This is a genomic window from Methylorubrum zatmanii, from assembly GCF_014845115.1.
Classification (GTDB): domain Bacteria; phylum Pseudomonadota; class Alphaproteobacteria; order Rhizobiales; family Beijerinckiaceae; genus Methylobacterium; species Methylobacterium zatmanii.
Window position 1 is genome coordinate 1 of sequence record NZ_NKUI01000102.1, and the last position, 11,705, is coordinate 11,705.

An 11,705-nucleotide genomic window follows, 5' to 3' on the forward strand; every position below is an offset into this window, starting at 1 on the left:
TAAAATCCTGCATAGCTCGTAATCGAGCGTGTCGAACGCTCCCAAGACCAACCGGTTCACGACCTCGCGCATCAGCGCCCAAACCGACGCCACGACGATAACCGCAATGATGGCGCTGAGGACGAAAATGACGACCTGTTCGAACTTCTCGTAGAGCGTCATCGCCGACCATTGTTCACGGGTTAGCCCGGATCGTTTCAGGTCTTTCATCATTCCCCCTCGAAAGCCGCCCCGGAGAAACAGGCTCCCCGGGGCTCACCAGACGGCGTGATATCAAACGGAGCTGAGCGGACGCCGCAAACCGGCGACACCCAATGTGGCAAATCAGCCGTTCTTGACATCGATGCGCTTGATCTTCGCCTGCGCCTCGGGTGTCTGGGGCAGCTTGATCGTCAGAACCCCGTTCTTGAAGGATGCCTGCGCCTTTTCGCCATCCACACCGGGAGGGAGCGGAATTGTCCGGTAGATTGCGCCGTAGCTGCGCTCGGACAGGTAATACCCCTTCTTCTCCACCTGGCGCTCGATCTTCTTCTCCCCCTTCACAGTCAACATGTCATCGTTGACCGTCACCTCGATGTCCTTCATCTCCATGCCCGGCAGCTCGATCGACACTTCGATCGCGTTGTCGGTCTCGACCATGTCGGATTTGGCTTCGCCGCTGCCCCAGGGCCATTCGAACTGACCGACCCGGTTCCAAAAGTTCTCGAACACATGGTTCATATCTCGCTGGAGCGTCGCGATCGGGTTGTCTTCGCTGTTCTTGGTGTCTGGCGCGCCGTCCTTGCGCGCCCAGGGGATGAGGTCTTTGATCTGCATGATATGGTCTCCTTCGGTTTTCAGGCGCCCTTGACGGCGATCCTTTTCGGCTGCGCTTCAGGGGCCCGGGGGAGCGTTAAAGTTAGGACGCCTCCTCGCATCTCGGCTTCGATCCTGTCGGGGTCGAAGTCCTCGGAAAGCGTGAAGGCACGCTCGAAATCGCCCTCGCCATATTCGGCATAGGCAAGTTCGAGGTTTTTCGGCCGCACCGGGTCAACCTTGCCGCGGATCGTCAACACACGATTTTCGAGCGTGATTTCGATCGCATCGGCGGCGACCCCAGGCATTTCAAGCATCATGGAGACACCCTGATCGGTCTCGACGATATCGGTCAACGGGCGGTAGATGCGTCCGCCGCCGGTGGTCTCGGGCGAGTCGGTCGGCGTCTTTTCGGCGGCTTGCGTGATGTCGGTGCTCATCGTTCCAGCTCCTCTCAGGCTGCCTTGATCTCGATTTTCTTCGGCTTTTCTTCCTCGGGCCGGGAGATGACGATCCGCAATACGCCGTTCGTCATCCTCGCCTCGACCTTGTCATCCGAGGCCGCGAACGGCAGGCGGATAGTGCGGGAAAACCTGCCGAAACTGCGTTCGTTGCGGTGCCAGCGCGCACCGTCGAGAACCTCGGGCGCCTTGCGTTCGCCCGAAAGCGTCAGGACGTTGTCCTTAACCGAAATCTCAATGTCGCCCGGTTCGATGCCGGGAAGTTCAGCGGTGACTCCAACGGCCTCAGGGCCTTGCCAGACATTCACCGCCGGGAACGCCGCGCGGGCCGGCGGCCAGAAACCGCGGTCGAGATCGCGCATCATGGAGCGCATCAGCGCAAAGGGATCGCTGCGGCGCAGATATGTCGGGTAGAGCATTACTGGCCTCCTGTTGCTGATCGATGCCCCCGAACCGTCGGCAGGGAGGGACCGGGCAACGGTGCCGGCCGGATGTGGGTTCGGAGACCGCCCATCAAGATAGGCGGTTCCATTTATTATGCAAGCTTATATGATGCGTGCATTGCGCCTTGGATGGAGTGCGGTCTATCCTATGTCTCATGCAACCGGAGGAAGGATACCTATGATCTCTTCGGACATCGCGCTGATCGGGACGACGATCCACCGGGTCGCGCAGCTCATCCAGCAGCGGATCGACCAAGACATCCGCGACAGCGGCCTGACCCGCCTGTCCTGGATGGCGGCGGCGCATGTCGAGGATGCGCCCGGGCTGACCATCGGCGATCTGGCCGACCGACTTGAGGTCGGCCCGGCCACTGCGGGCCAGCTCGTCGATCGCATGGTCCGGGGCGGCTGGGTCGAGCGGTCGCCCTCGCTCGACGACAGGCGGTCGCAGATCGTCACCGCAACGTCGAAGGCCCGGGCGATGCTGGAGGAACTCGCGCCGCGGCAATCGGCGCTCGAACACGAAATCCTGCAGGATCTGTCGGCAGACGAAAGGCGCATCCTGCTGGCGCTGCTCGAGCGGATCAGGGCGCGGCTTTTACGCTAGAGGGGGGCGAATAGGTATGGAAAGGAAGACCGAATACAACATCTGGTACTGGGTGGTGGCTTTCATAGCCGTGCTTTTCATCCAGAACCTGATCGCCGGCTGGCAATCCGTCGCGCCGATCAGCTACAGCCAGTTCGAGAAGTATCTCGCTGACGGGAAAATTTCCTCTGTCGCGGTCGGGGCAGACACTATCACAGGCACCTTCGCCGAACCGGTCGACGGCAAGAAGCAGTTTGTGACGACCGTAGTGAATCCCGCAATCCTGGAGCGGATAGACCGGTCAGGTATCGAGATCACTGGCGTTCCGCAAAACACTTTTCTCGGCACGCTGATTTCCTGGGTGGCGCCAGCGCTTGTCTTCTTCGGAATCTGGATGCTGCTGTTCCGCAAGTTCGCCGACAAGCAGGGCTTCGGCGGGTTCATGCAGGTCGGCCGCAGCAAGGCCAAAGTTTACATGGAAAAAGAAACCGGCGTCAGCTTCGCCGACGTGGCCGGTGTGGACGAGGCCAAGGCCGAGCTCGAGGAGGTCGTGGAGTTCCTCAGGAACCCCGCCGAATACGGAAAGCTGGGCGCACATATCCCCAAAGGCATATTGCTCGTTGGGCCGCCGGGCACCGGCAAGACGCTGCTGGCCCGCGCGGTGGCGGGTGAGGCGGGCGTGACCTTCTTTTCGATCTCGGGATCGGAGTTCGTCGAGATGTTCGTGGGCGTCGGTGCCGCACGGGTGCGCGACCTGTTCGAGCAGGCCCGGAAATCCGCGCCGGCGATCATCTTCATCGACGAACTCGACGCTCTCGGGCGGGCGCGCTCCTCCGGCCAAATCGCTGGCGGCCACGATGAGCGTGAGCAGACGCTGAACCAGCTTCTGACCGAGCTCGACGGCTTCGACCCTTCGGTGGGCATCGTGCTCCTGGCCGCCACCAACCGACCAGAGATCCTCGACCCCGCGCTGCTGCGTGCGGGACGCTTCGACCGGCAGGTGCTGGTGGATCGGCCGGATAAGAAGGGACGTGTGCAGATTCTCGGCGTTCACATGAAAAAGGTGAAGCTCGCCCCGGACGTCGATGCCGAGAAGGTCGCAGCGCTTACTCCCGGCTTTTCCGGCGCGGATCTTGCCAATCTCGTCAACGAGGCAGCATTGCTCGCCACGCGCCGCAAGGCTGATGCGGTGACGATGGACGACTTCAACAATGCCGTCGAGCGCATCATCGCGGGGTTGGAAAAGAAGAACCGCGTTCTCAATCCGCGCGAACGCGAGATCGTAGCGCACCACGAGATGGGGCACGCGCTGGTGGCGATGGCTCTGCCGGGGTTAGACCCGGTGCACAAGGTCTCGATCATACCGCGCGGGATTGGCGCGCTCGGCTACACCATCCAGCGCCCGACCGAGGACCGCTTCCTGATGACGCGGGAGGAACTCGAAAACAAGATCGCAGTCCTGCTTGGCGGGCGCGCGGCAGAGAAGATCATCTACGATCATGTCTCGACTGGGGCGGCGGACGATCTGGTCAAGGCGACCGATATCGCCCGCGCCATGGTCGCGCGTTACGGGATGGACGAAGACCTCGGGCATGTCAGCTATGACACCGATCGGCCCGGCTTTCTCGGCACCGGCGATCAGGCGTCCTGGCTCAACCGCCGCTACAGCGAGGCCACGGCCGAGCGAATGGACCTGAAGGTGCGCGACATCGTGGATGGCGTCTTCAAGCGCACCCTCACCCTTCTTGAAACCAATCGGGAACTTCTCGAGCAATCGGCGCAGGATCTCCTGCAACGAGAGACACTGGACGAGCCCGATCTGGTGGCAATTGGGTCCAAGGTGAAAAGAACGGAAGCGGTCGCTGCGTGACACTGTCACTGCGCAGATGATCGGCGGATAACCCTGACTGGATAAAGATAAAGGAGAAGACAAATGGCAAACGGAGCTTGCGATATTTGCGGTCGCCCGGCGACGGCGCGCGTGCGCGCCTCGGTGAACGGCAGAATTCAGAACATGGAGCTTTGCGACCAGCATTACAGCGAAATGGCGCGCCGGTCGGGGCGCAGCGCCTCGCCGCTGGAGTCCCTGTTCGGACGGCGTTCCCTTCTTGACGAATTCTTCGGCGAGAGCGGTTTCGGCAGCCTCTTTGGTGACAGTCCGCTGCGAGGCGGCACGCTCGGCTCTATGGGTGATGGCGATGACGCTGTCGTCGACGCCACTGTCGGCGAGGGCGCGCCGCGGCGTGGATCGCGGCGCGGCGGCGGACGCACCATCGCCGACCGGCTGAGCGAACAGGGCAACAAGCTCCTGCAGGATGCAGCACAGAAGGCCGGGGAATTCGGGCGCAGCGAGGTCGATACCGAACATCTGCTTCTGGCATTGACCTCGTCTGACGTCGTCAAGACGATCCTGGAACAGTTCAAGGTCGATGTGGACGATCTGCGGCGCCAGATCGAGAAGGAAGCGAAGCGTGGAGACGCCAAGACGGAAGGCGAAATCGGTGTTAGCCCGCGTCTCAAGGACGCGCTGAACCGGGCCTTCATCGCCTCGAACGAGCTTGGCCATTCCTATGTCGGGCCGGAACATCTGCTGATCGGGCTCGCCGAAGAGGGCGAAGGCCTCGCGGCGGCGATGCTGCGCAAGCTGGGGTTGACGCCGCAGGCGCTTCGCCAGCAGGTGACGAAGGTGGTCGGCAAGGGAGCCGAGGAAGGCCGCGTCGAGACTCCGTCGAACACCCCCGATCTCGACCAGTTCAGCCGTGACCTGACGAAGCTCGCCCGCGATGGCAAGCTCGATCCCGTCATCGGCCGCGCCCGCGAGATCGAGACGACGATCGAAGTGCTGGCCCGCCGGAAAAAGAACAACCCGGTGCTGATCGGCGAGCCCGGCGTGGGCAAGACCGCCATCGTCGAGGGACTTGCACAACGGATCGTCGCGGGCGAAGTGCCCGAGGCGCTGCGCGACAAGCGGCTGGTCGAGCTCAACATCAACTCGATGGTGGCCGGGTCGAAGTATCGCGGCGAGTTCGAGGAGCGAGTCCAGAAGATCCTCAAGGAGATCACCGAGGAGAAGGACAGCCTGATCCTGTTCATCGACGAGATGCACACCATCGTCGGCGCCGGCCAGGGCGGTGGCGAAGGTGGTCTCGACATCGCCAACACCTTCAAGCCGGCGCTGGCGCGGGGCGAGCTGAACCTGATCGGCGCGACGACGCTCAACGAGTACCAGAAATACATCGAGAAGGACGCGGCGCTCGAGCGACGGTTCCAGCCGGTTTATGTGGACGAGCCCACGGTCGCACAGACGATCATGATTCTGCGCGGGCTGCGCGACACGCTCGAAAGCCACCACAAGGTGACGATCACCGACGAGGCGATCATCGCCGCCGCGGAGCTTTCGGATCGCTATATCACCGGTCGCTTCATGCCCGACAAGGCGATCGACCTGATCGACCAGGCCGCGGCGCGGGTGAAGATCTCGGCCACTGCGCGGCCCGTGGACGTGCAGGAGCTCGAAGCCGAGGTCGCGCAGATCAAGCGCGAACAGGACTATGCCGCAGCCCGCAAGCAATTCGACCGAGCAGCGGAACTGAAGAAGGAACTCGAGCAGAAGCAGAAGGAGCTTGACGAGCTTCTGGAGATCTGGAAGCGCGACCAGGCTTCGGCGACCGCCGAGGTGCGCGCCGATCATGTCGCGCAGATCGTCTCCAAGATCACCGGTGTTCCGGTCACGGAGCTGACCGCCGAGGAGAAGGACAAGCTCCTGAAGCTCGAGGAGAAGCTGCACGAGCGCGTCATTGGCCAGGAAGAAGCGATCCGCGCCGTGGCCGATGCGGTGCGCCTGGCGCGTGCGGGTCTGCGCGAAGGTTCCGGTCCGACCGCGACCTTCCTGTTCCTCGGGCCGACCGGGGTTGGCAAGACGGAACTGGCCAAGACGCTCGCCGAGGTAATCTTCGGCGATCAGGACGCGCTGATCCGTATCGACATGTCGGAGTATGGCGAGCGCCACTCGGTTGCCCGGTTGGTTGGCGCACCTCCGGGCTACGTCGGATACGACGAAGGCGGGCAGCTGACGGAGAAGGTGCGCCGTCGGCCCTACTCGGTCGTGCTCCTCGACGAGATCGAAAAGGCGCATCCCGATGTCTACAACATCCTGCTTCAGGTTTTCGACGATGGCCGCCTGACAGATGGCAAGGGCCGCGTGGTGGACTTCACTAACACCATCATCATCGCCACCTCGAACCTCGGTTCGGACATCATCCAGCGCAACCTCACGAAACGCGGCAGCAGGGAGTTCGACGAGGCCAAGCAGAAATCCGAACTGATGGAGGTGTTGCGCGGTCATTTCCGGCCAGAGTTCATCAACCGGATCGATGAGATCATCGTCTTCCATTCGCTGAACCAGTCGGAGATCCGCCAGATCGTCGAGTTGCAGCTGAACCGGGTGAAACGGACCGCCCTCGGCCAGGGCGTCGAACTCGAATTCGACGTGAGCGTCGTGGATCACTTCGGCGCGGTCGGCTTCCGCCCCGAATTCGGCGCCCGCGAGCTGCGCCGGCTGATCCGGTCGGAGTTGGAGACCGAGTTGGCCCGCGAGATGCTCTCCGGGCGGATCGAGGATGGTGACAAGGTCCGCGTCGCCTGGTCGGAAGACGAACAGAGGGTCGTGTTCGAAAAGATCGTAAAGGACACCGGTGACGACAGCCCGGACGATCAGGCCAAGGCCGGGATCGAGGAGCCCAGCGAAGTTGCCGAAAACAAGACGGACGTTCCGAAGCCCAGCGTTGAGGATGAGGTGCAGTCCAAGGACGACAAGTCCGCCGAGTGACAGCGCAAAAGACTGGCCCGGCGCGATATCGGTCGCGCCGGACCATCTCTTCGGAGAGTTATAGGAAGGTCCACGGCATGAACGTCATTAGATCATTCCGCAATCTCGACCGGCACGGCCAACAGCGCGCGCCTGAGGTCATCGAGGAGGAGGTGCGGCAACTTGAACCGCACCTTGCGCGCTTTCGCGAGGATCTGGTCCGGCTCGAAGTCGTTGCCTCGCAGACGAGGGGCAAGAAGCGCATCAAAGTCAGCCTGCGCCTGCAACTGCCGTCGGGCGTGATCGCGGCGCGGGAAGAGGGATTCGAGATCGAGCCTGTCCTGCGCAAGGCCTTTGCCGACCTGCGCCACCAGGTCGATCGGCATGTGGCGCGCCTCAAGCACGAGCCTGAATACAAGCGTCCCGCCCGCCGGCGCCGGATCGGCGCCCCGCTGCCGCCCGCGCGGGATGCGGCGGAAGCGGACCGGCGCCAGCTCTTCTTTGACCTGATCGAGGATCATCTCGATACGATCTATGACACCGTCAGGCGCGAGTTGACCTATCTCGAATGCAGCGGATCGGTACCGGAGGGATATCTGAGCGTTCGCGGTCTCTTCGATGCGACGATCCTCAAGGGGCTGGCCCGCTTCGAGGATCGGCCTTCGGAGTTTTCCGTCGGCGACTGGCTGAAACGGCTGGCTTTTGAGACCATCGAGGAAGAATCCCGCGCCGCCCGCCGCGCCGTGCCTGAGGATGCCGCCTCCATCGAGGCGGAACCCGAGGCCCCGGCGGAGGATCCGACCGAGGCGGATCAGGCGATGTTCGAGTTCTACCAGCCCGACGAAGTGCTGATGCTGGAGGACCTCCTCGCCGACGACGGCGGCACAGACCCCGAGAGCCAAGCGGATCGGCATAAGATCGCCATGGTGCTGCACCGGGCAATCGCCGATCTTCCGTCGGTCGAACGCCGCGTTCTCTATCGGCTCCACCTCGACAACGCTACGATCGCGGAGACGGCAGACCTTTTCGGCCTGACCGAGACAGTGGTCGCCGAGATCGCAGAAAATGCGGGCGCGACACTACGCGCGAGGCTTGCCGAAGCCGGGTTGGTCAGAGATCCATCAGGCCGCGCGCCCATCGAACGGGAAATCGCTCACACGCGGCGTCTGCCTCAGCCGATCGAGGATCGCCGCCGCGTGGCCGCCGCCCTAACCGGCGAGGAGGCCGGCTCCGACACCTGACATGGAACTGAATAGGAGATCGACCAATGACCATAGCCTCTGAAAACCCGACTGATAAGATGCAGGACATGCTGTGCAGCCTGTCCCGGAATTGGTGGGCATTCGTGTTACGCGGCGTGCTCGCATTGATCATCGCAGTGCTAGCCTTCGTCATGCCTGCGGAAGCGCTTCTGGCGCTCACGCTGGTCTTCGGCGCGTTCGCCTTTGCCGACGGCGTGTTCGGCCTCGTCGCCGCGATACGTAACATCCGCAAGGGCAAACGCTGGGGCTGGCTGATGTTCAGCGGCATTCTGGGCATCGCCACGGGCGTCGTCGTGGTTGTCTCGCCTTTTGTCGCGACGCTTGTGCTTGCGACATTCCTCTGGGCCAGCATCGCATTCTGGTCCGTGTTCTCGGGTGCCCTCGAGATCGCGGCAGCGATCCGCCTGCGAAAGGAAATCAACGGCGAAATCTGGCTGATCCTGAGCGGCCTTCTCTCGGTCGTTCTCGGTGTCGTCGTGACCTGGATGCTGCTGACGCGCCCGGTCGAAAGCTTCCTCGCGCTCGGCTGGCTGATCGGCTTCTACGCCGCGGTCTTCGGGGTGATGATGATCCTCCTCGGGCTACGGCTTCGCAAGGCGGATCGTTCGGACGGTGCGGCCTTCGATGACGCTCCCCCATCGGCAAAGGCGTGAGGTGCCCTGTGGTGGATGACGGGCGACTTGCCGGCGAGGAGGACGATTTCACCCGATGGGACGAAACGATCTTCGACCGTTGCCTGAGCACCGGCTTCAATCCGTTCGGCAGCGGTCCGACGCCAATCTTCCTGCGGCACCGGGACGCAGAGGCGCCGGACGCCGATGCAAAGCCGTGCATGCCACCTGACACCGAAAATGCGAGGTGCTGATGTCGAACCGCCTGCCTGACTTGGCATTTGCTGCTGCGGCCGCTGCCTTGGGCATCGGCATCGTTTTCGTTTTTCGTTCGATGTATCTTGCCGAAGACATACTGCCTTTCGCGCAGGAGATGACGCTCATCTTCCTCGGCGCTGTCGTGACGATCATTCTGACCGCGGCGCTTCTCAATCGCCAGACCGATCTCGAGCTTCGCAAGGAAGGAAGGGTCATCATCCTCCAGCAGCAATGCGACATTTACATGGCCTGCATCGAGAAGGTCGCAGAGATCGTGGAAACCGCAAGGCACGATGCGAAGCTGATCGATGAACTGCGTGTTCTCAGCCACAAGCTGGCTGTGGTCGCGAGTGCAGGGGTCGTGTCCAGCTTCGAGCAGGTACTGGAGAGCTTGCAGTCCGGTTTTGCTGACGGCACGCTCTCGGACGGGGACGGAGAGGGCGTGATGAATGCCGTCGCCGATCTCACGATAGCGATGCGGTCGGACGTCCTGCACGCTGCTGCCTTTCCTTCGCAGAACACCGAACGCGCCGTTCGCCTGAATTCGAGGCGAATGGAAAAACTCGACGATCTCGAACGTCACCTTCTCGTATCCACCGACACCCGGGAGAACTGATATGCGCGGCCATAATCGCCCACCATTCCCGCCGAAAATTCCCGGAACCGATCTGCCATCCTGGGACGTGCCGACGGCAATCATCTACCGTCCTGCCCGTTCCGCGATGACATCGGCGCCTCGGCCCAACTACTGGGTCCTCGAGTTCGAGCCGTCCCGGCCGCCGCAGATCGAGCCGCTGATGGGATACACGTCCAGCGGCGATCCCTATCGTCCGATCCGGCTGAAGTTTCCGGATCGCGACAGCGCCGTGGACTTCGCAGAGCGGCAGGACTGGCATTATGTCGTGCGCGAGGACGCTGGGGGAGCCCGGATGGCGAACCCTTGGGCGGGTGAGACGCGCCACCGGCTGCACAGGGGCGTCGATGCCCCGGGAGCCTTCCGGGTCCCGTTCCGCCCCGATCGCCGCCTCTCAAGAGGCGTCCAGCATGAGAGCACGGCCGACCCGTCTACCAGCGACAGGGAGAGTTTCGATCCGGTCCTCGAAGCCTCGCTCGAATCCTTCCCCGCCTCTGATCCTCCGGCGTGGACGGGTGTGACAATTGCAAGAAAGACGACGGGATGACGGCCAGCTACATGCGCTCGGGGAAATGAGATGTTTCCATGGGCCGATACTGATCCACCCCCGTTGAATTGGTCCACCCTGAAGTATGTCTTTTGGCAGACAGGAGGACCGATATGCCGAAGAAGCGCCACAAGCCTGAAGAGATCGTCGCGAAGCTGCGCCAGGTCGATGTGCTGGTCTCGCAGGGGCAGCCCATGGCCGATGCGATCCGCTCGATCGGGGTGACGGAGGTCAGCTACTACCGCTGACGCCGTGAGTTTGGCGGGCTGAAGACGGATCAGGTGAAGCGGATGAAGGAGCTCGAGGCCGAGAACGCCCGGCTCCGCCGCGCCGTCGCGGACCTGACACTCGACAAGCTGATCCTGAAGGAGGCGGCTTCGGGAAACTACTGAGCCCCGCGCGTCGCCGCGCCTGCATCGACCATGTCCGGCTCGCTCTGAAGGTGTCGGAGCGGCGGGTCTGCCGTGTGCTCGGGCAGCATCGCTCGACACAACGTCGGATTCCGCACGGACGCGACGATGAGGAAAAGCTCATCGCCGATATCGTCGAGCTGGTCCGCCAATACGGCCGCTACGGCTATCGCAAGATCGCCGAGTTGTTGCGTTCGACGGCAGGCTGGGTCGTCAACGACAAGCGGGTTGAGCGAATCTGGCGACGCGAGGGGCTAAAGGTTCCGGCCCGGCAACCCAAACGAAGCCGGCTCTGGCTGGGAGACGGATCCTGCATCCGCCTGCGCGCCGAGCGGCCCAATCACGTCTGGTCCTACGACTTCGTCGAGGATCGTACCCATGACGGGAGAAAGTATCGCATGCTCAACATCATCGACGAGTTTACCCATGAATGCTTGGCCATCCGTATCGACCGAAGGCTGAAGGCGATCGACGTCATCGACGTGCTCTCGGACCTGTTCATCCTGCGCGGTCTGCCAGAGCATATTCGTTCAGACAACGGTCCCGAGTTCGTCGCCAAAGCCGTGCAGGATTGGATCAGCGCGGTCGGTGCCAAGACCGCCTACATCGCGCCCGGCAGTCCCTGGGAGAACGGCTTCATCGAGTCGTTCAATGCCCGGTTGCGCGACGAACTCCTCGACGGCGAGATCTTCTACACCCTCGCGGAGGCGAAGATCATCGTCGAAAGCTGGCGGCGGCACTTCAACACCGTGCGCCCGCACGGCTCGCTCGGCTACAAGCCGCCGGCTCCAGAAGTCTTCGTGCCCGCCATGGCCGCACGGGCGGCTGCGCAACCCGGATCAGCTACGCCGCCCGCGCTGGCGTCGAGGCCTGACGTCCCCCCATCGCTTT

General features: G+C 62.7%; 10 protein-coding genes and 2 pseudogenes. 8 read left to right on the forward strand and 4 right to left on the reverse strand.

The window, feature by feature from the left end; genetic code table 11:
* The 4 genes and pseudogenes from MZTS_RS13420 to MZTS_RS13435 form a co-directional block, all read right to left on the reverse strand.
* Positions 1-213, reverse strand: a pseudogene (locus MZTS_RS13420) (phosphate-starvation-inducible PsiE family protein); the annotation flags it as partial.
* A gap of 111 nt (positions 214-324) precedes the next feature.
* Complete coding sequence (locus tag MZTS_RS13425; RefSeq protein WP_192284231.1) at positions 325-816, reverse strand: Hsp20/alpha crystallin family protein; 492 nt, start codon at positions 814-816, stop codon at positions 325-327.
* A 20-nt stretch (positions 817-836) separates the two neighbouring features.
* On the reverse strand, positions 837-1,235 hold the full coding sequence (locus tag MZTS_RS13430) for an Hsp20/alpha crystallin family protein (RefSeq protein WP_012754153.1): 399 nt from the start codon (positions 1,233-1,235) through the stop codon (positions 837-839).
* 14 nt (positions 1,236-1,249) lie between these two features.
* The gene (locus MZTS_RS13435) at positions 1,250-1,675 is read right to left on the reverse strand and encodes an Hsp20/alpha crystallin family protein (protein WP_192284232.1); all 426 of its coding nucleotides are present in this window, start codon (positions 1,673-1,675) and stop codon (positions 1,250-1,252) included.
* Positions 1,676-1,877: 202 nt separating this feature from the next.
* Between MZTS_RS13435 and MZTS_RS13440 the strand changes: the two genes are divergently transcribed.
* The 8 genes and pseudogenes from MZTS_RS13440 to MZTS_RS13475 form a co-directional block, all read left to right on the forward strand.
* Positions 1,878-2,306: a MarR family winged helix-turn-helix transcriptional regulator gene (locus tag MZTS_RS13440; protein ID WP_192284235.1), complete on the forward strand. Its 429-nt coding sequence runs from the start codon at positions 1,878-1,880 to the stop codon at positions 2,304-2,306.
* Between the two features lie 16 nt (positions 2,307-2,322).
* Positions 2,323-4,155, forward strand: a complete 1,833-nt coding sequence (gene ftsH, locus MZTS_RS13445) for an ATP-dependent zinc metalloprotease FtsH (RefSeq protein ID WP_192284233.1) — start codon at positions 2,323-2,325, stop codon at positions 4,153-4,155.
* Positions 4,156-4,218: 63 nt separating this feature from the next.
* A complete protein-coding gene (locus tag MZTS_RS13450) occupies positions 4,219-7,113 on the forward strand; it encodes an ATP-dependent Clp protease ATP-binding subunit (RefSeq protein ID WP_192284234.1) in 2,895 nt (964 codons plus the stop codon).
* A 77-nt stretch (positions 7,114-7,190) separates the two neighbouring features.
* Positions 7,191-8,333 carry a hypothetical protein gene (locus MZTS_RS13455; RefSeq protein WP_003603278.1) on the forward strand — a complete coding sequence of 381 codons (1,143 nt, stop codon included), beginning with the start codon at positions 7,191-7,193 and terminating at the stop codon, positions 8,331-8,333.
* Positions 8,334-8,359: 26 nt separating this feature from the next.
* Positions 8,360-9,007, forward strand: coding sequence for an HdeD family acid-resistance protein (locus MZTS_RS13460; protein WP_003603279.1), 648 nt, complete (start codon positions 8,360-8,362; stop codon positions 9,005-9,007).
* A gap of 211 nt (positions 9,008-9,218) precedes the next feature.
* On the forward strand, positions 9,219-9,839 hold the full coding sequence (locus MZTS_RS13465; RefSeq protein ID WP_037094075.1) for a hypothetical protein: 621 nt from the start codon (positions 9,219-9,221) through the stop codon (positions 9,837-9,839).
* 1 nt (position 9,840) lies between these two features.
* Positions 9,841-10,404, forward strand: coding sequence for an NADH dehydrogenase ubiquinone Fe-S protein 4 (locus tag MZTS_RS13470; RefSeq protein ID WP_012754162.1), 564 nt, complete (start codon positions 9,841-9,843; stop codon positions 10,402-10,404).
* A 113-nt stretch (positions 10,405-10,517) separates the two neighbouring features.
* Positions 10,518-11,705 (forward strand): annotated as a pseudogene (locus tag MZTS_RS13475) (IS3 family transposase); the annotation flags it as partial.